Annotated in this window: 22 protein-coding genes; 11 read left to right on the top strand and 11 right to left on the bottom strand. The window is 63.8% G+C overall.

Annotation, left to right across the window (positions count from 1 at the left end):
- The first annotated feature begins 107 nt into the window (after window positions 1-107).
- The 3 genes from gcvT to gcvP all read left to right on the top strand — a co-directional run bounded on the left by gcvT (window position 108) and on the right by gcvP (window position 4,674).
- A complete protein-coding gene (gcvT, locus tag SO180_RS01835; protein WP_449377136.1) occupies window positions 108-1,256 on the top strand; it encodes a glycine cleavage system aminomethyltransferase GcvT in 1,149 nt (382 codons plus the stop codon).
- Between the two features lie 9 nt (window positions 1,257-1,265).
- A complete protein-coding gene (gene gcvH, locus SO180_RS01830) occupies window positions 1,266-1,634 on the top strand; it encodes a glycine cleavage system protein GcvH (protein WP_449377135.1) in 369 nt (122 codons plus the stop codon).
- A gap of 172 nt (window positions 1,635-1,806) precedes the next feature.
- On the top strand, window positions 1,807-4,674 hold the full coding sequence (gcvP, locus tag SO180_RS01825) for an aminomethyl-transferring glycine dehydrogenase (RefSeq protein WP_449377247.1): 2,868 nt from the start codon (window positions 1,807-1,809) through the stop codon (window positions 4,672-4,674).
- 33 nt (window positions 4,675-4,707) lie between these two features.
- Here the strand turns inward: gcvP and SO180_RS01820 are convergent, their stop codons facing one another.
- The 3 genes from SO180_RS01820 to SO180_RS01810 all read right to left on the bottom strand — a co-directional run bounded on the left by SO180_RS01820 (window position 4,708) and on the right by SO180_RS01810 (window position 8,178).
- Window positions 4,708-5,136, bottom strand: a complete 429-nt coding sequence (locus SO180_RS01820; protein ID WP_449377134.1) for a hypothetical protein — start codon at window positions 5,134-5,136, stop codon at window positions 4,708-4,710.
- Between the two features lie 49 nt (window positions 5,137-5,185).
- Window positions 5,186-6,274: a recombinase RecA gene (recA, locus tag SO180_RS01815; RefSeq protein ID WP_027527840.1), complete on the bottom strand. Its 1,089-nt coding sequence runs from the start codon at window positions 6,272-6,274 to the stop codon at window positions 5,186-5,188.
- A 1,733-nt stretch (window positions 6,275-8,007) separates the two neighbouring features.
- Entirely contained in the window at window positions 8,008-8,178 is a 171-nt protein-coding gene (locus tag SO180_RS01810; RefSeq protein WP_449377133.1) for a hypothetical protein, read from the bottom strand.
- 275 nt (window positions 8,179-8,453) lie between these two features.
- Here SO180_RS01810 and SO180_RS01805 point away from each other — a divergent pair, with 275 nt between their 5' ends.
- Both SO180_RS01805 and SO180_RS01800 read left to right on the top strand, forming a co-directional pair.
- Window positions 8,454-8,642 (top strand): hypothetical protein, encoded by a 189-nt coding sequence (locus SO180_RS01805; RefSeq protein ID WP_449377132.1) that lies wholly within the window; start codon window positions 8,454-8,456, stop codon window positions 8,640-8,642.
- A gap of 185 nt (window positions 8,643-8,827) precedes the next feature.
- Window positions 8,828-9,061, top strand: a complete 234-nt coding sequence (locus tag SO180_RS01800) for a DUF6894 family protein (RefSeq protein WP_449377131.1) — start codon at window positions 8,828-8,830, stop codon at window positions 9,059-9,061.
- A gap of 100 nt (window positions 9,062-9,161) precedes the next feature.
- On the opposite strand, the gene SO180_RS01795 is transcribed toward SO180_RS01800, so the two are convergent.
- From SO180_RS01795 to SO180_RS01785, 3 genes are all read right to left on the bottom strand, one after another.
- Window positions 9,162-9,515: a hypothetical protein gene (locus SO180_RS01795; protein WP_449377130.1), complete on the bottom strand. Its 354-nt coding sequence runs from the start codon at window positions 9,513-9,515 to the stop codon at window positions 9,162-9,164.
- A gap of 94 nt (window positions 9,516-9,609) precedes the next feature.
- Entirely contained in the window at window positions 9,610-9,840 is a 231-nt protein-coding gene (locus SO180_RS01790) for a hypothetical protein (protein WP_027526271.1), read from the bottom strand.
- Window positions 9,841-9,919: 79 nt separating this feature from the next.
- On the bottom strand, window positions 9,920-10,210 hold the full coding sequence (locus SO180_RS01785) for a lysozyme inhibitor LprI family protein (RefSeq protein WP_449377129.1): 291 nt from the start codon (window positions 10,208-10,210) through the stop codon (window positions 9,920-9,922).
- Window positions 10,211-10,559: 349 nt separating this feature from the next.
- On the opposite strand from SO180_RS01785, the gene SO180_RS01780 reads away from it, so the two are divergent.
- Window positions 10,560-11,024 carry a PaaI family thioesterase gene (locus SO180_RS01780; RefSeq protein ID WP_449377128.1) on the top strand — a complete coding sequence of 155 codons (465 nt, stop codon included), beginning with the start codon at window positions 10,560-10,562 and terminating at the stop codon, window positions 11,022-11,024.
- Between the two features lie 149 nt (window positions 11,025-11,173).
- On the opposite strand, the gene SO180_RS01775 is transcribed toward SO180_RS01780, so the two are convergent.
- Window positions 11,174-11,467 (bottom strand): HdeA/HdeB family chaperone, encoded by a 294-nt coding sequence (locus SO180_RS01775; protein ID WP_449377127.1) that lies wholly within the window; start codon window positions 11,465-11,467, stop codon window positions 11,174-11,176.
- 199 nt (window positions 11,468-11,666) lie between these two features.
- Between SO180_RS01775 and SO180_RS01770 the strand changes: the two genes are divergently transcribed.
- Window positions 11,667-11,909, top strand: a complete 243-nt coding sequence (locus tag SO180_RS01770) for a PilZ domain-containing protein (protein WP_449377126.1) — start codon at window positions 11,667-11,669, stop codon at window positions 11,907-11,909.
- A 51-nt stretch (window positions 11,910-11,960) separates the two neighbouring features.
- Here the strand turns inward: SO180_RS01770 and SO180_RS01765 are convergent, their stop codons facing one another.
- Both SO180_RS01765 and SO180_RS01760 read right to left on the bottom strand, forming a co-directional pair.
- Complete coding sequence (locus SO180_RS01765; RefSeq protein ID WP_449377246.1) at window positions 11,961-13,946, bottom strand: pyrroloquinoline quinone-dependent dehydrogenase; 1,986 nt, start codon at window positions 13,944-13,946, stop codon at window positions 11,961-11,963.
- 57 nt (window positions 13,947-14,003) lie between these two features.
- A complete protein-coding gene (locus SO180_RS01760; RefSeq protein ID WP_449377125.1) occupies window positions 14,004-14,234 on the bottom strand; it encodes a hypothetical protein in 231 nt (76 codons plus the stop codon).
- Between the two features lie 156 nt (window positions 14,235-14,390).
- On the opposite strand from SO180_RS01760, the gene SO180_RS01755 reads away from it, so the two are divergent.
- From SO180_RS01755 to SO180_RS01740, 4 genes are all read left to right on the top strand, one after another.
- Window positions 14,391-14,795: a hypothetical protein gene (locus tag SO180_RS01755; protein ID WP_449377124.1), complete on the top strand. Its 405-nt coding sequence runs from the start codon at window positions 14,391-14,393 to the stop codon at window positions 14,793-14,795.
- Between the two features lie 139 nt (window positions 14,796-14,934).
- Window positions 14,935-15,261 (top strand): hypothetical protein, encoded by a 327-nt coding sequence (locus tag SO180_RS01750; RefSeq protein ID WP_449377123.1) that lies wholly within the window; start codon window positions 14,935-14,937, stop codon window positions 15,259-15,261.
- A gap of 287 nt (window positions 15,262-15,548) precedes the next feature.
- Window positions 15,549-16,988 carry a cytochrome c oxidase accessory protein CcoG gene (gene ccoG / locus SO180_RS01745; protein WP_449377122.1) on the top strand — a complete coding sequence of 480 codons (1,440 nt, stop codon included), beginning with the start codon at window positions 15,549-15,551 and terminating at the stop codon, window positions 16,986-16,988.
- A gap of 157 nt (window positions 16,989-17,145) precedes the next feature.
- Complete coding sequence (locus tag SO180_RS01740) at window positions 17,146-18,336, top strand: GNAT family N-acetyltransferase (protein WP_449377121.1); 1,191 nt, start codon at window positions 17,146-17,148, stop codon at window positions 18,334-18,336.
- A gap of 5 nt (window positions 18,337-18,341) precedes the next feature.
- On the opposite strand, the gene SO180_RS01735 is transcribed toward SO180_RS01740, so the two are convergent.
- Window positions 18,342-19,022 (bottom strand): DsbA family oxidoreductase, encoded by a 681-nt coding sequence (locus tag SO180_RS01735; RefSeq protein WP_449377120.1) that lies wholly within the window; start codon window positions 19,020-19,022, stop codon window positions 18,342-18,344.
- 69 nt (window positions 19,023-19,091) lie between these two features.
- Window positions 19,092-19,913 (bottom strand): helix-turn-helix domain-containing protein, encoded by an 822-nt coding sequence (locus SO180_RS01730; RefSeq protein WP_449377119.1) that lies wholly within the window; start codon window positions 19,911-19,913, stop codon window positions 19,092-19,094.
- Window positions 19,914-20,002: the final 89 nt, after the last annotated feature.

Below are 20,002 nucleotides of genomic sequence, written 5' to 3'. Positions count from 1 at the left end.
CCCGGGTGGCACCCGCCGACGGGATAATACTCTCAGGCACAGCGACAGATGGGGCTTCGACTGGTTTCCGCGGGGAATCCTCCCCGGGAACCGCGAGGGCCCCTGTGATGCTTGCACGCGACGACCAAAACTCCCTCAGACGTACCCCCCTTTACGCCTTGCATGTGTCCCTTGACGGCAAGATGGTGCCATTCGCGGGCTATGAAATGCCCGTGCAGTACCCCGCTGGCGTGCTGAAAGAGCACCTGCATACCCGCGGCTCCGCCGGCCTGTTCGACGTGTCCCATATGGGCCAGATCGCGCTCCGGCCGAAGTCCGGCAAGGTCGAGGATGCTGCCCGTGCGCTGGAACGGCTGGTGCTCCAGGACATCATGGCGCTTGCGCCGGGGCGACAGCGCTATGCCCAGTTCACCAATCCGGACGGCGGCATCCTCGATGATCTGATGGTCGCCAATTTCGGCGATCACCTGTTCCTGGTCGTCAATGCCGCCTGCAAGGCCGACGACGAGGCGCATCTTCGCGCGCACCTCTCCGACGACTGCATCATCGAGTCGCTGAACGACCGCGCGCTGATCGCGCTCCAGGGCCCGAAGGCCGAAGCCGTGCTGGCGAAACTTTGTGCGGAGGCGCCTTCCATGAAATTCATGGACGCGGGCCCGCGCAAGGTCGATGGCATCGGGTGTTTCGTGTCGCGTTCGGGCTATACCGGCGAGGACGGGTTCGAAATCTCGGTTCCAGCAGGCGATGCCGAACGCCTGGCAAAGGCGCTGCTCGCAAATTCCGACGTACTGCCGATTGGCCTCGGCGCCCGTGACAGCCTGCGGCTCGAGGCCGGGCTTTGCCTTTACGGCCACGACATCGACACCACGACCACGCCGGTCGAGGCCGCGCTGGAATGGTCGGTGCAGAAGAGTCGCCGCGCGGGCGGCGCCCGCGCCGGCGGTTTTCCGGGCGCAGAGAAGATCCTCGCCCATTTCGATCAGGGCGCGCCGCGGCGCCGCGTCGGGTTGCGCGCTGAAGGCCGCGCACCGGTGCGCGAGGGCGCGCTGTTGTTTGCGGACGCGACGTCGGCCGAAGCGATCGGCACGGTCACCTCCGGCGGTTTTGGCCCGAGCCTGAATGCACCGGTGGCGATGGGCTATGTGCCCACCGCGAAGAGCGCGCTCGGCGCAAAGCTCTTTGCCGAAGTGCGCGGCCAGCGCCTGCCGCTCACCGTCTCCGCCATGCCATTCATGAAAAACACCTACAAACGCTGAGGACCGAGAATGACCACGACGCTGTACACCTCCGACCATGAATGGCTTGATATCGATGGCGATGTCGCAACCGTCGGCATCACCGATTACGCCCAGCAGCAGCTCGGCGACGTCGTGTTCGTCGAGCTGCCCAAGGTCGGCCGCGCGCTGAAGAAGACGGAAGCTGCGGCCGTGGTCGAGTCCGTGAAGGCCGCGTCCGACGTCTATGCGCCGATCTCGGGCGAAGTGCTCGAGGTCAACCAGGCGATCGTCGATGAGCCGGCGCTGGTCAATTCGGACGCTGCAGGCAAGGCCTGGTTCTTCAAGATCAAGATTGCCGACAAGAGCGAGCTCGGCGGCCTCATGGACGAGGCCGCCTACAAGGCGCACACGGCGTGAGATGAAGCGAGTAGTCACCCCATACTTCGTGTCATCGTCCGCCTTGTGCGCACTGCGCACTGGGGCGGACGATCCAGTACGCCGCGGCCTATCAGCTCTAGCTCGAACGGTTGCGTTTACTGGATGCCCCGCCTTCGCGGGGCATGACAGCAACTCCTAGCGAGGACCCATGATGACCGCGCACCGCAAATCCGACGGCGACACCACCGCCTCTTTCGTTCGCCGCCATATCGGCCCCTCCGCGCGCGATGTCGCGGCGATGCTGGACACCGTCGGCGCGAAAAGCGTGGACGCCCTGATGGCGGAGACGCTGCCGGCCTCGATCCGACAGGCAGCTCCCCTCGATCTCGGCAAGCCCTTGAGCGAGACGGAAGCGATCGCGCATATGGGCGAGCTCGCAGCCCAGAACCAGGTCTTCACCTCGCTGATCGGCCACGGCTATTCCGGCACCATTTTGCCGGCGGTGATCCAGCGAAACATCCTCGAAAACCCCGCCTGGTACACGGCCTACACGCCCTATCAGCCCGAGATCAGCCAGGGCCGGCTGGAAGCGCTGTTCAACTTCCAGACCATGATCTGCGACCTCACCGGGCTCGATGTTGCCAACGCCTCGCTGCTCGATGAGGCGACGGCTGCGGCCGAGGCCATGGCGCTCGCGGAGCGGCACTCGCAGGTGAAGGCGCAAGCCTTCTTCGTCGACAAGGACGTGCATCCGCAGACGCTCGCGGTGATGCGCACCCGCGCCGAACCCCTGGGCTGGAACCTGATCGTCGGCGATCCCCTCACGGATCTTGACAAGGCGAACGTGCTCGGTGCGCTGCTGCAATATCCGGGCAGCTCGGGCGCGGTGCGCGACCTGCGGCCGGCCATTGCGGCGCTGCGCGCCAAGGGCGCGCTTGCGATCGTTGCCGCCGATCTGCTGGCGTTGACGCTGCTCGCTTCGCCCGGCGAACTCGGCGCCGACATTGCGATCGGCTCGGCGCAGCGCTTTGGCGTGCCGATGGGGTATGGCGGACCGCACGCAGCCTACATGGCGGTGCGCGATGCGCTGAAGCGCTCGCTGCCCGGCCGCATCGTCGGCCTCTCCGTGGACTCGCGCGGCGCGCCCGCCTATCGCCTTGCGCTCCAGACCCGCGAGCAGCATATCCGCCGTGAGAAGGCGACCTCCAACATCTGCACCGCGCAGGTGCTGCTCGCCGTGATCGCCTCGATGTACGCCGTTTACCACGGCCCCGAAGGCCTCTCGCAGATCGCTCGCACTGTCCATCGCCGCGCCGCCGTGCTGGCCGCGGGCCTGCGCAAGCTCGGCTTTGCGCCACGCTCCGAAAACTTCTTCGATACGGTCAGCGTAGACGCCGGCGCGAAGCGCGACGAGATCGTCGCGCGCGCGACGGCCGAGAATATCAATCTCGGCCTCGGTGATGGTGCCTTGCGCATCGCGCTCGACGAGACCACGACGCCGGCGACCGTTGAGGCGGTCTGGCGTGCGTTCGGCGGCAAGCTTTCTTATGCCGAGATCGACGCGACCACGCGCGAGGTGCTGCCTGACGCATTGAGGCGGACGACGCCCTTCCTCACCCATCCGGTGTTCCATGCGCACCGCTCGGAAACCGAGATGCTGCGCTACATGCGCAAGCTCAGTGACCGCGACCTCGCGCTCGACCGCGCGATGATTCCGCTGGGCTCGTGCACGATGAAGCTGAACGCGACCACCGAGATGACACCGCTGACCTGGCCGGAGTTCGGCAGCCTGCATCCGTTCGCGCCAAGCGAGCAGGCAAAGGGCTATCACGCACTGTTCGCCCGGCTGGAAAAATGGCTGTGCGACATCACCGGCTATGACGCGATCTCGCTGCAGCCGAATTCGGGCGCGCAGGGCGAATATGCCGGGCTTTTGGCCATCCGTGGGTATCATGCCGCGCGCGGCGACGCCCATCGTAAAGTGTGCCTGATCCCCTCCTCCGCCCACGGCACCAATCCGGCCTCGGCCGCGATGGTCGGCATGGAGGTGGTGGTCGTCGCCTGCGAGAAGAACGGCGACGTCGACGTCAACGATCTCCGCGCCAAGGCCGAGAAGCATTCGGACGACCTGGCCGCCATGATGATCACCTATCCCTCGACCCATGGCGTGTTCGAGGAGCACATCCGCGAGATCTGCGACATCGTGCATGGCCATGGCGGCCAGGTCTATCTCGATGGCGCGAACCTGAACGCCCAGGTCGGCCTGTCGCGGCCCGGCGACTACGGCGCCGACGTCAGCCATCTCAATTTGCACAAGACCTTCTGTATTCCGCATGGCGGCGGCGGCCCGGGCATGGGTCCGATCGGCGTGAAGGCGCATCTCGCGCCGTTCCTGCCCGGCCATCCCTCAACCAATCCGAATGCGACGGTCGGCCCGGTTTCTGCTGCACCTTTCGGTTCGGCGTCGATCCTGACTATCTCCTACATCTACATCCTGATGATGGGCGGCGAAGGCTTGAAGCGTGCGACCGAGATCGCGATCCTCAACGCCAATTATGTTGCGGCGCGTTTGGATGCGCATTTCCCGGTGCTCTACAAGAACGCGAAGGGCCGCGTCGCGCACGAATGCATCATCGATCCGCGACCGCTGAAGACGACCAGCGGCGTCACCGTCGACGACATTGCAAAGCGGCTGATCGACCACGGTTTCCACGCCCCGACCATGAGCTTCCCGGTCCCGGGCACGCTGATGATCGAGCCGACCGAGTCGGAATCGAAAGCCGAGCTCGATCGCTTCTGCGACGCGATGATCGCGATCCGGAAAGAAATTGCTGAGGTCGAGGCCGGCCGCTTCAAGATCGAGGCATCACCGCTGCGCCACGCCCCGCATACCGTGCACGACATCGCGGATGACAACTGGACCCGCGCCTACACCCGCGCCGAGGGCTGTTTCCCGGCCGGCACCTCGCGCACCGACAAATACTGGTGCCCGGTGGGCCGCGTCGACAATGTCTATGGCGATCGCAACCTCGTGTGCTCGTGCCCGCCGGTGAGCGATTACGCGCAAGCGGCGGAGTGAGGGATTCGTAGGATGGGCTTTGTCCAACCCATCCTAGCCGTCGGGCCAACGCATCAGACTTGCCGATCGCGCCAGAAGGCTCTGACAATGAGCGGTCGCAATTGTGAGCGCCCAAGCCTGGGATTCATCGATTCTGCCCTGCAGATCAGCGAGCGCGCGTACCTGCCAGTGCGCCCTTTCGCGTCCGAGCGGCAAAGATTCGGTCTCGGAAGCAATTCCGACAAAGGGTAAAATATCAGGATCGTCTTCGAGGCGAGCCTTGAAGCGACGCCTCGCAATCGTCCTGGCTCCTTCCACCGGGAACACGCTTCCGGAAAGTATACCTTTCGCCGTCTCAATGATGATTTGGCGAGCAGCAATGACCTCGGACTGATTCCAACTCACGGCGATCCCGGTCTCGACAACTGATCCGGTATCCCTTCTATCACGCAAAAACGAAACGGGCACTGATGACGTCGGCAACTCAACGTCCTCAGCGCCCGCTCCTCGCGAAACTCTATTCGGCTAAGTCCTACTCCTCCGTCGGCTCCTCGCCGTCGGCGTCGCGCTCGGGATTGCCGGCCAAAATCTGCTCGGCGATCAGGCCGGAGTTCTGGCGGATCGCGGTTTCGATCTTGGCGGTGACATCGGGGTTGGCCTTCAAGAACGCCTTGGAGTTCTCGCGGCCCTGGCCGAGGCGCTGGCTGTCATAGGAGAACCAGGCACCAGATTTCTCGACGATGCCGGCCTTGACGCCGAGATCGAGGATCTCGCCCATCTTCGACACGCCCTCGCCGTACATGATGTCGAACTCGACCTGCTTGAAGGGCGGCGCCAGCTTGTTCTTCACCACCTTCACGCGCGTGGTGTTGCCGACGACCTCGTCACGCTCCTTGATCGCGCCGATGCGGCGGATGTCGAGACGGACCGAGGCGTAGAACTTCAGCGCGTTGCCGCCGGTCGTGGTTTCCGGCGAGCCGTACATCACACCGATCTTCATGCGGATCTGGTTGATGAAGATCACCATGGTGTTGGACTTGTTGATGGAGGCCGTCAGCTTGCGCAGCGCCTGGCTCATCAACCGCGCCTGGAGACCGGGCAGCGATTCCCCCATCTCGCCTTCGAGCTCGGCCTTCGGCACGAGCGCAGCGACCGAGTCGATCACCATCACGTCCACCGCGCCCGAACGCACCAGCGTGTCGCAGATTTCCAGCGCCTGCTCGCCGGTGTCCGGCTGCGAGATCAGGAGATCGTCGATGTTGACCCCAAGCTTGCGCGCATAGACCGGATCGAGCGCGTGCTCGGCGTCGATGAAGGCGCAGATGCCGCCCTTCTTCTGCGCTTCCGCCACCGTGTGCAGCGCCAGCGTGGTCTTGCCCGAGGATTCCGGCCCGTAGATCTCGACGATGCGCCCCTTGGGCAGGCCGCCGATGCCGAGCGCGATATCGAGCCCGAGCGAGCCGGAAGACACCGCCTCGATGTCCATCGAACGGTCGCTCTTGCCGAGCTTCATCACCGAACCCTTGCCGAACTGGCGCTCGATCTGAGAGAGCGCGGCAGCCAGGGCTTTACTCTTGTCCATGGAAGATCCTTCGACGATACGCAGGGCAGTGGCGGACATCTGGTCGTGCTCCTTATGGCGGGGATTCGCGAGAGGGACAAACGGTTGGCGAAGCGGGCCGGCGATAAAATTACCGTACACTGTTTGTTCCATGTTCGCAATATGTTCTTTTTGAGCTTCAGGTGCTGTCCGTACTTAACCCCCGGTGTCCCAAGTTGAATTTGTGAATGTCAGAATTTGTTCGCAGACTGCCTCAAGGCGTTCATGCCTCGAAACGCCTAGTCTGAATGGGGTAGGCCAATTCGTATAGGGAGCAATTGGTTGCAGTCCATCGGATTGAGGCCGCCAGTCCGCTGGCACGGGCGACGCGGCGGTTTCGGGGTCTCACCAGAATCCATGAAAACAACCCCATGCAAAGTAGCCAGCCCCTTCTGATTCCGGTTGTCGTCGAGGTTGATTTTGACAACGTCCGGAACCGCTTGTGATCAGGGGACGCGCCTTAGGTCATCTTCAAGATTGCCGCTATTGCCTGACTCATGCTCCCAAGGCCGGGACTGAAGCGGCTGGCAAAGGGCACGGCCGCCGCAATATCGCCAACGGTCACCCGCGGCCTTCCTCATCGTCGCCGTCCGCGGTTTTGGCCCATGAGGCGAGCAACGCCGCTTCCTCTCCCCGCGCGTACCGGCCTACAGCACGGCCAACAGAATGAGCCCCACAACCAGCACAACAAACCCCGTCGCCGTCGCAGCGGCGAATGATCGCTCTACGTTATCCATATGCCACCCCTGATCGGCGGGCCACGTTCCCCCATGGCATCGCCGAGCAACGCTGAGTCTCCTCAATTGCTGTGTCGTAATTTCTGCGAGTGGGTGTCGGAATTGGGACGGGATTCGTCCTCGAGATGGCGACACGACCTATCCGCAATCTGGCCTTGAACCGCCAATCGCCCGCTCCCGCCTGTAAGCTCCCTGTAAGCTGCGCGGGGTAACCTTGCTTGGCTACGGTGTTGCAGCCCAGCACCTCAGCCTCCAATAACCTTCTGCCCCGCCCGGCTCTCCCTGGCGGGGCTTTTTTTCTATCCCGCAATTCCCGGGATTTGCGCGTAGCCGCAGCGAAAAGGAATCGATCGCAGGGGCGGCGGGGAGGACGACCGGCAGGATCGCGGCGCAGGAGATCAGCCAGGAGGCGAGCCAATGAGGCGCCTTTGCCTTTCGACCCGCAACGAGGCGAAGCAAGGCACGTGCCGCGGCTTCATCTCACCGCGCGACGCGACCCAGGTGCCAGCGGCGGTCCGGCGGCGGATGATTCGCCGCCGCAGCCAGGCGGCTGGTTTGATAGTCCCTCAAAGCGCCAGAAGGTGATCACGCTCGTCTCGCCGCACCGCTCGCAAGTGAGCGTCTCCTCGCCGAGGCTATAGCGCCCGCGCCTGAAGACCGTAGGCGATGCCGGCTGCCTGCAATGCGGACAGACCAGAGAAAAATTTCGCGCACCCCAGCGCAACACGAGATTACGAAGCCAGCCCACGCTATCCTCTTTTACGAGGTCCAGTTTCTTAGAAGGTCAAGTTAGCAACTACCATATAATGAAACCTGGCGTTGCCATGTGCGAACAAACATTGCAAGGTCGTATCGGGATCTGTCCTCACTCGTGTCGGTTTTCCCCGGACCGCGCGGCCTGTCGCAAGGCAGCCGCAACGCGTTGCGCATTCGCCCAACACGTCGTTCGCGGACATGTCGGGCACGGAACCCGTGGTTCTCCGGCCATGAACAAAGTTCCTGCCCGGGAGCACCCCATCAACTCGGATAGTTGCTCCGGCCGCCCTCCCGGTCGTGCATCTGAAGGATGCGGACGAAATCGGCCATGCTCGAACGGTCGTCGCCCTCGCTTGCGTGCAGGTTGTACCCGCTTGTCTCGGGCCGGCCGCGCTGCCAGACCCGCCTGAGGAGCTCGACGATCAGCTTCATGGAATCCGAAGGTGCCGGGTTTGAGCCGAATGGCTCTGGATGAATTTCCTTGCCGAGCCAATGCGCGGTCAGCCGACTGGTTCCTTTCAGCACCGGTGAAATTTGCGCTGCACCATATGTGGAAAGCGGCCTTCACGCGTCTTCGTTTGTTTCGCACCACAGAGGTCAAGGATTTCGTTGCATTATCCACGACTTAGCGGCAAATTTGACGGACGGCGGAATATTATGACGTCCAACCTGTTACGTTAACCATGGGTGAATCGTGGAGGTCGGCCATGAATCACAGGGGCATCGAGTTCACCGTGGCCAAGACGGCGATACAAGGCGTCTGGCAGTGGCAATTCCGCATCGGTGAGACGGTCAAGAGCGGCAAGACCGAGACCAAGATCGATCTCCTTGCCATTCGTCGCGTGCAACTGCGTATCGACCGGGAACTGAAGGCCATCGATCGCAAGACCGCCTGAGCCAGTCGCGAAACTGTCAGCAAGACTGGGCCGCACCCCTGTGGGGGGCGCCGCCTGCACATTGCCCGCACGGCTTTGCTGCTCATGAATCCCGTAAAGTTCCGGAGTTGATCTGCCTGCGGTTTGGGATTGCACTGCGCGCCTCGTGGCCTCGGGGCTCGGCCATTACGCGATCGGTGCCAGCCATGCCGCTCTATTTTTTCCGGATCCGGAACGGGCGCTATTCGGGCTCATCGGAGCAGGCCAGCGAATTTCCCGATCGCGATGCAGCTTGGAAGGAAATGACCCATGTCTGCGCCGACATGGCCGCCGGCATCGCCCGCAAACTGCAGGAGAACTCCGAATGGCACATGGAGCTCCTGGACGAGACCAAGCAACCGGTTTTCCGGATTCGTATCGTCGCGGAATCCTTTGATTAGACTACACCAAAGCGCGATGAGATTAGGATGGATCGTCATCGCGCTTTAGGCTGTTGTTTGAGCATGATCTTTTCGGAAAACCGCTCCACACTTTTCCGGATCATGCTCTAGCCGTGTCCGGCCGGCCCTCCGGTTTCCCGGCCGTTCCCCTGGCCGCCTCACGCTGGCGCTTCCGCCGCAGATCCCTGGCACGAACGAAGCGCGCCCCGACGCGCTCGCCATTGCGCCACGTCAGGATGCAGATTCGGATCACCTCGCCGCCGGTCGTGAACGACAGGCCGAACACTTTCGGCACCGGCAGCGCACCGACATCGATCGATACGCCGTCGTCGGAGACCTCGACGATCGTGCATTCAATCCATGGCGCATCGGGTGCCGGAATCAGAAATCCGGGCCTGTAGAGATCAACCCGCACATGTCTGCGGGCGCCGAGATCTTTGCGGTGCCGGGCCATCGCTCTCCCCTGGAAGTGGGAGATCCTAAATGGCAAAGCTTTGAACGGGGTTTCCGAAAAAGACTAAAACTTGCGGCAAGCCGGGCCACTCGCTTTAGTCGGCGCTGGGCAGGCGGCGCATCGTGAACTCGATGTCGCCGCCAGGCAGTTCGCGCCAGCTTTCGACCTCACTCATATACCCGGCCTTGGGATAGCGGGCGAAGAAGGCCTGCGCCTTCGCCCTCGCCGCCTCGCGCGGCAATGTGAAGGTCTCTCGCAAATAGCCGTCGCCCGCCTTGCGCCGGCGCGCCATCCGGTCGGCAAGATCCCGCGGACGAAACACCATGCCGCTACTCCTTCAGCCCTACGCCCCCCTCGAATATAGGAGATCGGGGAACGAAGAGGAGTCCGGCCGACCGGGGCGGTCAGTTGGCGGTCGGAGCGGTCTTGGTCTTCTTGGCCGCAGCAGAGGTCTTTGGCGCGGCGGCCTTGGGGGCATCGGCGCGCATCCCACCCCAGGGATCGTTGGCGGCCTTGGCGTCCGGAATCTTCCTCAGCGTCTCCTTGTAACGCTGGTCGCGCTCGGCATCGACCGCCTTCTCTTCGTCGGTCTTGCTCGGCGTATCCTGCATCATATTGATGTGGGGCATCGCATTCTGCGCGTAGGCCGGCCCGGCGAGCACCGCTAGCAGCGCCGCCATACGGAAAACCTTCATCACGTCACTCCATTGATCATCGATGGTCGAACCGGCGCGTCGTCGGCCGTAACGCAGCATGCCGCGCGAACCGCTAGAAACGGTCCGATTTGCAGGATTTTGGCGATTGCAGCCAATCGTCCCAGATCGGGCCGCACTTGGTGCACCCGCCTAGCGCCAGGCCGACCAGGCCCAAGCAAAATACCAAGACAAACCGCCGCAACATCGTCCACCCTGTTCCCAAGCGCGGCATCATAGGGGGCGAAGTCGGGCATTTTCAAGCCAAGGCAGAAGCCCCCGAACGAGGTGACTTTGCCGTGCCATAGCGGGCACAATGGCCGAAACATCGGGCAACAAGGGGAACGGAATCATGCCAGCGCAGCCAACGACCGAATTCGGCATCGAGGAGGCCAGGCGCGTGCTGGGCGACGTGTTCGCGCCATGGGTCCAGGATCTCGGCCTGTCGGTCGAGCGCATCGACCATGAGCCGCCACCGAACGATTCGGATTGGCAGCCAGGCGCGGTGCTGCGCATGGCCTTCTCGGAGCGGCTTTGCCGCAGCGGCGGCGTGGTCTGCGGCCAGGCCCTGATGGCGCTCGCCGACACCTCCATGGTGATCGCCATCCTCGCCGCCAATCGCGGCTACCGTCCGATGACGACCGTCGACCAGACCACGCACTTCATGCGCGCGGTCTCATCGTCGGACGTCCTGGCGGATGCGAAGGTGGTGCGGCTCGGACGCACCATGAGCTTCGGTCGCGTCACGCTCTTGTCCGCCACCGACAACAAGCCGGTGGCGATGGTCTCGAGCGCGTTCGCGATGCTGCCGGGCTAAGCGCGATGGGATTGGGATGAATCCTCACCGCGCTTCAGGTTATTGTTTGAGCATAATCTCCGCGCAAACGCGTTCCGCGTTTTGTCGCGAGGGAAAACCGCTTCGCACTTTGCGCTAACGCGGCTCTTCGGCTCCGGATCGTGCTTTAATTACTTGCCCAGCACTTCGTCGGCCGCGGTGACGATGCTGACCGTCGGGTTGTTGCCGCAATAGGTGCCGAACTTCTTGGCATTGTCGACGAACACGTCTGTGTCGATGATCGCGTTGTCCTCGTCGCCCTTATACCAGCCGTCCATCCAGGTCAGGACGAGCTTGATGGTGTCGTCGCCGCTCTCGAGGAATTGCTTGCAGCTCATGGTCGACAGATCGAGCTTGGTGGCATGGGCGGGTGCCGATGACAGCGCGACGGCGGCAGCGAACAAAATCGAAATCGTGGTCTTCATCAATATCTCCATTGGCGAGTGTCGCCACAATTGATCAGCCTCCTTGCGAGGCTGTGGGCAGCGCGTGCACAACACACGCGCCCGCCGCGCATTGTCGTAAACGAAGTATGAAGCGCCCGGCAAGTACGACGTACATTGAATTTAGTTCGATGTAATTTCTATGCCGTAATTTACGCTCTCTCAGTTTGGATTAACGGATATGATTGAGAAGCGTGCAGCGCAGCGGCATCGGGTTTTCAAGGGTGCGACGATCACCTTTGAATGCCGCGGCGTTGCGTGCACGGTGCGGAATTTGTCGAGCGGAGGCGCTGCAATCGACCTCGACGGCCGCATTTTGCTGCCGCCGTCGTTTACCCTGTCGATCTCCAGCGATCAGTTCGTGCGCAAGTGCCGCACCGTGTGGCGCAACGACAAACGCCTCGGTCTCACCTTCGAACAGTAACGCGCGAGGCTGTGAACCGCGGTTCGCAAAACCCGTCTTTCGCGCCTGGGACTAGACCGTCCTGCGGCGACTCATGCGCCAGCGAAAGCCGGCGATGACGAGCGCGATCATCACGAGCACCAGCACGACGACCGCGGCCCAGAACCGGCCCCCGGGACGATCGAGCGTGCGCGACACCAGCGAGGGCGACTCCCCTTGCCGCGCCAGGCGGAACGCGACCACGCTGTCGCCGATCGACGTGCCGCCTTCCGAATGGCCGCCGGCGCCGATCGCGACATATTGCTCGCCCTTCCAGAGATAGGTCATGGGATTGGCAACGCCGGGCACGGGCAGCCGGCCCTGCCACAGCTCGCGTCCGCTCCTTGCATCGAAGGCGCGCAAGTATGCGTCCATCGCGCCGGTGAAGACGAGACCGCCCGCAGTGATCGCAACGCCGTTGACGAGCGGCGTGCCCCACGCAAACGGCAGGCCGAGTGGCGCGAGATCCTCGGTGGTGCCGACGGTGGTGCGCCAGAGGATCTTGCCGGCCTTGAGGTCGACGGCGACCATCTCGCCCCATGGCGGCTTGACGCAGATCAGCCCCATTGGCGACATCACAACCGACCGCGACATCGCAAACGGCGCGCCCTGCTGCTGACCGAAATCATGGCCAGGCGGCGGATTGAAGCCGGTCGCGTCCGCGCGCGGGATCAGCTTGATGAGATGCGCAACCCGGCTGGTGTTGGCATAGAGGATCTGGTTGACGGGATCGAATGCCGCGCTGCCCCAGTTCACGCCGCCGCCGGTGAAGGGAAACTCCAGCGTGCCCTGTGTCGAGGGCGGCGTGAACAGGCCTTCGTTGCGCGCCGCCGCGAACTGCCCTTTGCAGGCAGAGCCCATGCCGGGGATCAGAGAGAAGGTATCGTCGGCCGAAATGGTCTGCTGCGTCAGCGCCGGGACATGGGTCGGAAACGGCTGCGTCGGCGAGAGTTTTTCGCCTTCGGCCGCGCTTTGCGGAACGCTGCGCTCCTCGACCGGCCATACCGGCTTGCCGCTATCGCGGTCGAGCACGAAGACGAAGCCGTGCTTGGTCGGCTGGATCACGACGTCGCGCTGACCCGCGCCGGTGTCGATGCGCGCGAGCGTTGGCTGCGCCGGCAGATCGTAATCCCAGAGATCGTGATGCACGGTCTGGAACGACCATGCGAGCTCGCCGGTCTCGACGCGCAGGGCGACCACCGAATTGGCATGCTCATTGTTGCCGGGGCGCTTGCCGCCCCAGAAATCCGGTGACGGCGAGGAGGTCGGCAGCACCACCAGTCCGCGCGCATCGTCCACCGACATCGGCGCCCAGACATTGGCGTGACCGGCCTCGATGCCGTCATGCTTCAGAGGCTCAAAGCTCCAACGCGGCTGGCCGCTGCGTGCGTCGAACGCGCGCACCGTGCCCGCCGGCGCATTGACGCGCCGGTTGTCGCCGATCGCAGAGCCAACCACGACGACGCCGTGGCCGACCGCTGGCGGCGAGGTGATCTGGAATTCGCCAGGCCATTCCAGCTTCATGCCGACGTCGATCCTGACCTCGCCCTTGTCGCCGAAACCGGCACAGGGAATTCCGGTCCTCGCATCGAGTGCGATCAGTCGCACATCGTTGGTGCCCATGAAGATGCGGGCGCGGCAGGCGGCGTTCGCCGGCGCCTGCTCGTCCACCCAATAGGTGACGCCGCGGCAGACGAAGCGGTTTGCGGGGCGATAATCGGTGCTGATCTTCGGATCGTAGCGCCACTTCTCGGCGCCCGTGCCGGGATCGAGCGCGATCACCTCGTTGAAGGGCGAGCAGAAGATCAGGCTGTCCTCGACGAACAGCGGCGTCGCCTCGAACTTCGTCCGCTTCATCACCTCGCTCGGACGTGTCACGAGATCGCCGGTGTGATATTCGAAGGCGCGAACGAGATTGCCGACATTGTCAGGCGTGATCTCTTTCAGCGCTGAATATTTTTGACCGCCGGCGTCGCCGCCCCAAAACTCCCAGCCGGAGGCCGGACCCAGCCCAAGCATCAGGACCGTGAACGGGCCGGCCAGATGACGCAGGCGGATCATGCGGTTTGCCCGGCGCTATTTCGGCTTCTTGGCGGGCTCGGTCGGACGCGCCCCACCCCACGGGTCGTATTTCTCCTTGGGATCGGGAATGCGCTCCAGCGCAGCCTTGTAGGCCTTCTCGTCGACCTCGGGAGCCTTCTTCTCGGTCTTGGGACCGTCATTGCCGTGGCGCCGGCCGCCCATCTGGGCCTGCGCAGGCGCGGCAACGAATGCGAGCGCGGTCACCGCGACGACAAGAATCCTCATGCGTCAATCCCTCCCATCTGGCGTCTCAGCGTAGCCTGCATTGCCTTATTGGCAAATCCCAGTCAGTTCTTCGGCCCGCTCAGCAATTGTTGATCGAGGGGGACTTCGATCGGCCGTCTTCATACCCATCTTTCGGGGCGCAGGGGATCTTCTCGGATGTTACGGTTTGTTGCTCATGCGGCATTGCTCGCCGGCGCGCTTGCGCTCGGCGCGTGCGGCTTTGCCGACAGCCGCGCGCCGGTGCCCGAGTTCATGCGCATGAGGGATGCCGAGCAGCCGCCTCCCGAACCGCCACCCGACGTCAGGAAAATCGTTCGCGAGCAGCTCGACGTCGTCTTCATGGCGGCGTCATATCCGCGCGAGGTGCAGGTCGCCCCACCCCATCACGAGGTTCGCGGGCTAGGCTGGACGTCCTGCGTCCGCGCGCAGCTCACGTCGGCGACCGGCACCGGGCTAGGTAGCCAGACCTATGTCGTGACCATCAGCGGCGGCAGGGTCGTCGACCGCCGGCGCGCCGAGGTTGACGACATCTGCGGGTCCGAAACCTACGAGCCGATCTAGGGAACGGTTCGTCTTCCGCGCGAAGAGATCATGTTCCCTGGAAATCAGTCGTGTTCCGGGAAAAACGCGCAAAAGCAACCGGAACGAATGCGCGCGCCCATTCTTGTCACCCCGAGGGCAGTTGCCACGGAGAGGACTGATGAGGACAACGATGATTGCGCTGCTGGCAGGCGTCGGCGCCCTGGCCGCGACGGGAGCCGCGAAGGCTGCCGACATCTACACGACCAGCGAATACACCAATCCCGATCTCGTGCAGCAGGTGCGCCTCGTCTGTGACGATACCGGTCGCTGCTATCGCACCCACGGCGGCGCGCGGGTGATCATCCGCGATCGCGATTCCTACAACTATATGCCGCGCGATCGCTATTACGAGCGTCGCACCTATCGCGACTACGACAGACCGCGTGCGGGCGTCGATATTCGCGCGCCCGGCGTCAGCGTAGGTGTCGGCGAGGATCGCTACTAGTTCCAATACATGAAATCGGAAAGGACCGGACGACGCCGTCGTCCGGTCCTTTTTCGTTTTTGCGTCATTGGTTGATGATGGCGCCGGTCAGGCCTTGCCCTGCGCCACCCGCTCCCAGCACCTCGGCAGGATGCGCGCATTGACTTTGGTCAAGACCCGGCGCGACGACCGGACGATATATTACAGCCTCGCGAGCCCTGAGGTCCGGTCCGTGCTGGAGGCGCTGTACCGCCCGTTCTGCGCTCCAGCATGGGGATCGCTGCCCGCGCGACGACGAGGAGCGCATCATGACCGACGACACCCTCATCGAAGGGCCGCTCTACGAGAGGCGCAGAAAGGTCTATCCGCAGTCGGTTCACGGCAGGTTCCGCCGCATCAAATGGATAATTCTCTGCGTCACGCTCGGCATCTACTACCTGCTCCCGTTCGTGCGCTGGCACCGCGGCCCCGGCCTGCCCAGCCAGGCGGTGCTCGTCGACCTGCCTCATCGCCGCTTCTACTTCTTCTTCATCGAGCTGTGGCCGCAGGAGGTTTACTACTTCACGGGCCTGTTGATCATCGCAGCCATGGCGCTGTTCCTGATGAACGCGGTGGCGGGACGCCTCTGGTGCGGCTATCTGTGCCCGCAGACCGTGTGGACCGACCTGTTCTACGCCATCGAGCGCTGGGTCGAGGGCGACCGGCGCGAGCGCATGCAGGGCGACAAGCGCTACTGGACGTTCGATCACATCCGCAAAGTGGCGCTCAAGCACTTCCTCTGGATCATGATCGCCTGGTGGACCGGCGGCGCCTGGGTGCTTTATTTCGCCGATGCGCCGACGCTGGTGAAAGATCTCGCCACCTTCCAGGCGCCCTTCATCGCCTATCTCTGGATCGGCATTCTCACCGCCACCACGTACGTGTTCGCCGGCCACGCCCGCGAGCAGACCTGCATCTACATGTGCCCGTGGCCGCGGATCCAGGCGGCGCTGACCGACGAATGGGCGCTCAACGTCACCTATCGCCGCGACCGCGGCGAGCCGCGCATGTCGGTGAAGAAGGCTGAAGCCGCGCGCGCTCTCGGCGATGTCGCCGGCGACTGCGTCGATTGCCACCAATGCATCAATGTGTGTCCGACCGGCGTCGACATCCGCAACGGCATCCAGCTCGGCTGCATCCAGTGCGGCCTGTGCATCGACGCCTGCGACAACATCATGAAGGAGATCGGCCGTCCCACCGGGCTGATCGGCTATGATACCGACATCAACATGGAGCGCCGGCACGAAGGCAAGGCACCGATCTATCGCATCGTCCGGCCGCGCACGCTGACCTATGCGGCGGCGATCGCCATCGTCGGCGGCATCATGCTCTATACGCTCGCAACGCGCGGCACGATGGACGTCAACGTGCTGCACGAGCGCAATCCCCTGTTCGTGCAGCTCTCGGACGGCGGGATTCGCAACGACTATACGGTCCGCCTGCTCAACAAGGGCCCGGCGCGATCATTTACGGTTGACGTCTCCGGCCTGCCGGGGGCGGCGATCCGGATCATCGGCATTGACGCGAAGTTGGATGGCAAGCCCGTCGTCGAGGTCGGACAGGACCAGACCCGCGAAGTCAGGATGTCGGTGCAGGTCGATCCCGCCCACCTGCCGCGGGCGGAGGTGGAGATCGAGATCACGATCACGGACAAGGCCAGCGGCGAAAGCGCAAGCGCACGCGACCATTTTGTGCCGGCCGACCAGTGACCATCCGGCGGTCTTGCCTCCGGATGGTCAACGGGACGTTAACGCTACCGCTCGAATTGACGGCTTGCGCCAACGGTATCTTCCAATCTTTGCGCTAAGCATGAGCTGACGCGGTTCGGGTTTCGGCCCGGCCGGCGTGAACGGGGAACGACTAGACGTGGTCGATATCGCGCATCGAGCTGCGATCAAGGGCGCATCGGCAAGCGATGCCACGGCTCCGCGTGCCCGCAACCTCTCCGACACCGTACCGCTCGTCCCCGTTGCGTCAGTTGATTTGGCTCAATGGCAGGCGCTCAGCGCGCAGGCGATCGAACCGAACGGCTATTACCTGCCGCCCTGGACGCTCGCCGTCAGCGCGACGGCCCGCGGCCGCACCGGCGCAATGGCGCTGTGCGCGCTCAACGCATCGGCACACCTGATCGGGCTGATGCCGGTCGTCTCGCTATGGCGCGCCTGGAAAATCCCCCTGCCCGCGCTGGTGAGCGCGCATCCCTACGGCACGCTCTGCAGCCCGCTGCTTGATCGTGACACCGCGAGCGAAGCCGCAGCGCGCCTGCTCGATCAGGCACGCGATGCCGGCGCCCACGCGTTGATCCTGCGCGACGTCGCGCTCGATGGCGCGGCGATGAGATCACTAACTGCAATCTTGACCCGCGACGGTTTGAAGCCGCGCGTGCTGAGCTCGTATATGCGCGCCAGTCTCGATGCGACCCAGGATGGCGATACGCTGCTGCGCGAAGCGCTTGGGGCCAAGAAGCTCAAGGAGCTTCGGCGCCAGCAGCACCGGCTGGAAGAGCATGGTCCGGTCATGTTCGACGTCTCGCGCACGCCTGACGCTGTGAAAGCAGCGCTCGAAACGTTCTTGCAGCTCGAGGCGAGCGGCTGGAAAGCCAGGCGCGGCACCGCGCTGATCCAGCACCCAGGCGATGCCACGTTCATTCGACGCGCCGCGCTCGCGCTCGCCGAAACCGGTCAATGCGAGGTCATCAGCCTGCGCGCTGGAAGAGCGCCGGTTGCCGCCGGCATCGTGCTGCGCCATCAGGATCGCGCCTTCTTCTTCAAGCTCGGCATCGATGAGCGCTTTGCGAAATATTCGCCGGGTGTACAGCTCACGCTCGAGCTGACCCGCCACCTCTGCGCCGATCCTGCGGTCGCGAGCGCCGATTCCACCGCCAGCGCCGATCACCCCATGATCAATCCGATCTGGCGCAGCCGCTTTGCCATTGGCGATATGCTGATTCCGTTGTGGAGGAACGATCCGGTGGTGGCGCTGATCCACGCGACGCTCGTCGCGCGCAATGCCGCGCTGGACACCGCGCGGCAAACGCTTCGGCTGCTCCGCAAGTAGAGTACCTACTCCGCCGCCTGCGCGTTGATCTCCTCCGACACCTGGCGGATGGCGCGGGCGAGCAGGTTCGGGTCCTGCGCGCCAGAGACGGCGTATTTCTGCGCGAAGACATAGGTCGGCACGCCAGAGATGCCCTTCTCGGCGGCGTCCTGCGCCTGGGCCGAGATCAGGGCGACGTCCTCGTCGGTGGCAAGCCGCCGTCGCACGTCGTCACCATTGAGCCCGACATCGGCCGCCGCCTGCACGAGCACGTTCACATCGGTGAGATCGCCGCCGTCACGGAAATAGAGCTCCATCAACCGCTGCTTCATCTCGGGTGCCTTGCCGGAAGCTTCCGCCCAGTGGATCAGGCGGTGGCAGTCGATGGTGTTGGGCTGGCGCTGCACGAGATCAGGCCGATAGGTCAGCCCCTCCTCGCCCGCGGCCGCGACGACCCGACCGGCGATTCCCTTATAGGCCTCGACCGAGCCGAACTTCTTGGTCAGATAGGCCTCGCGGCTGATGCCCTCGCGCGGCACCCAGGGATTGAGGAAGAACGGCCGGAAGTTGAGCTCGACCGGCACGTCCGGCACCAGCGCGAGCGCATTCTCGATTCGGCGCTTGCCGATATAGCACCAGGGGCACACCACGTCGGAGACGATGTCGATCTGAAGCGGCTTGAGCGTGCTCGTATTGGGTGAGCTCATGGCAATCTCCTTCGGGCGGACCTTTGGTTCCGCCGGAAGATAAGCCGAACGAGCCCCCAGGCAAGGGCGCTAGCCCATCTTTGCCGCCATCTGCTTCAGCCGCTCCGCCGTGCGCTCATCCGCCGGAAAGAACGTCTCCAGCGCCAATTCCGACAGCGTGATGTCGACGGGCGTGCCGAACACCATGGTGGTAGAAAAGAAACTTAGTATCTCGCCCTCATGCCGCAGCTTGAAGGGAATCGCGACATTGTCGTGCGAGAGCGGCGCCGAGCGCGCGGGAATCGGATAGCTCTTCAGATCATTGTAGAGCTTGATCAATTCAGGATCGGCGGTCGCCTCGCATTGCCGGTGCAGCCGCTCGAGCAGATGCCCGCACCATTCGGCGAGATTAACGGTGCGCGGCGCCAGCGCCTCGGGATGGAAGGCGAGTCGCAGCACGTTGAAGGGCTGGCCGAGCAGCCGCTGCGGGATGCCATCGAGCAGCGGTGCCACCATGCGATTCGCGGAGACCAGATTCCAGTGCCGGTCATAGGCGAGTGCCGGGTTGGGCTCATGCGCTTTGAGAACGAGGTCGATCGCCTGGCGGGCTGACTTCAAGGCCGGATCCTCCAGCGCACGCTGCGGAAAGGCCGGCGCGTACCCGGCCGAAACCAGGAGCACGTTGCGTTCGCGCAAGGGAACATCGAGCCGCTCGGCAAGCTTCAACACCATCTCGCGCGAGGGCGTGGCGCGGCCGGTCTCGACGAAGCTCAAATGGCGCGCCGAGATCTCCGCTTCGCCCGCGAGATCGAGCTGGCTCATGCGGCGGCGCTGCCGCCATTCGCGCAAGTGATCGCCAATATGGACGGGCTGGGCGCTCTCGGCTCGCGCCGCTGCTGCATGTGCGTTCATGGTCAAAAACGTAGCATGCGGATTTCGGCCCTTCCATTACCTCCGGGGTAATCGAATTTCGCGAGCACATCCCTGGGTCAGACCGCCGT

This window comes from Bradyrhizobium sp. UFLA05-112 (assembly GCF_053572325.1).
Note: the sequence above shows the minus strand (reverse complement) of the source record. Positions and strands in the feature narration are given on the sequence as shown.

Coding starts and splice junctions, on each gene's coding strand:
- gcvT (WP_449377136.1), top strand. CDS start 108: ATGCTTGCACGCGACGACCAAAACTCCCTCAGACGTACCCCCCTTTAC.
- gcvH (WP_449377135.1), top strand. CDS start 1,266: ATGACCACGACGCTGTACACCTCCGACCATGAATGGCTTGATATCGAT.
- gcvP (WP_449377247.1), top strand. CDS start 1,807: ATGACCGCGCACCGCAAATCCGACGGCGACACCACCGCCTCTTTCGTT.
- recA (WP_027527840.1), bottom strand. CDS start 6,274: ATGTCCGCCACTGCCCTGCGTATCGTCGAAGGATCTTCCATGGACAAG.
- SO180_RS01810 (WP_449377133.1), bottom strand. CDS start 8,178: ATGAAGCTGATCGTCGAGCTCCTCAGGCGGGTCTGGCAGCGCGGCCGG.
- SO180_RS01805 (WP_449377132.1), top strand. CDS start 8,454: ATGAATCACAGGGGCATCGAGTTCACCGTGGCCAAGACGGCGATACAA.
- SO180_RS01800 (WP_449377131.1), top strand. CDS start 8,828: ATGCCGCTCTATTTTTTCCGGATCCGGAACGGGCGCTATTCGGGCTCA.
- SO180_RS01795 (WP_449377130.1), bottom strand. CDS start 9,515: ATGGCCCGGCACCGCAAAGATCTCGGCGCCCGCAGACATGTGCGGGTT.
- SO180_RS01790 (WP_027526271.1), bottom strand. CDS start 9,840: ATGGTGTTTCGTCCGCGGGATCTTGCCGACCGGATGGCGCGCCGGCGC.
- SO180_RS01785 (WP_449377129.1), bottom strand. CDS start 10,210: ATGAAGGTTTTCCGTATGGCGGCGCTGCTAGCGGTGCTCGCCGGGCCG.
- SO180_RS01780 (WP_449377128.1), top strand. CDS start 10,560: ATGCCAGCGCAGCCAACGACCGAATTCGGCATCGAGGAGGCCAGGCGC.
- SO180_RS01775 (WP_449377127.1), bottom strand. CDS start 11,467: ATGAAGACCACGATTTCGATTTTGTTCGCTGCCGCCGTCGCGCTGTCA.
- SO180_RS01770 (WP_449377126.1), top strand. CDS start 11,667: ATGATTGAGAAGCGTGCAGCGCAGCGGCATCGGGTTTTCAAGGGTGCG.
- SO180_RS01765 (WP_449377246.1), bottom strand. CDS start 13,946: ATGCTTGGGCTGGGTCCGGCCTCCGGCTGGGAGTTTTGGGGCGGCGAC.
- SO180_RS01760 (WP_449377125.1), bottom strand. CDS start 14,234: ATGAGGATTCTTGTCGTCGCGGTGACCGCGCTCGCATTCGTTGCCGCG.
- SO180_RS01755 (WP_449377124.1), top strand. CDS start 14,391: ATGTTACGGTTTGTTGCTCATGCGGCATTGCTCGCCGGCGCGCTTGCG.
- SO180_RS01750 (WP_449377123.1), top strand. CDS start 14,935: ATGAGGACAACGATGATTGCGCTGCTGGCAGGCGTCGGCGCCCTGGCC.
- ccoG (WP_449377122.1), top strand. CDS start 15,549: ATGACCGACGACACCCTCATCGAAGGGCCGCTCTACGAGAGGCGCAGA.
- SO180_RS01735 (WP_449377120.1), bottom strand. CDS start 19,022: ATGAGCTCACCCAATACGAGCACGCTCAAGCCGCTTCAGATCGACATC.
- SO180_RS01730 (WP_449377119.1), bottom strand. CDS start 19,913: ATGAACGCACATGCAGCAGCGGCGCGAGCCGAGAGCGCCCAGCCCGTC.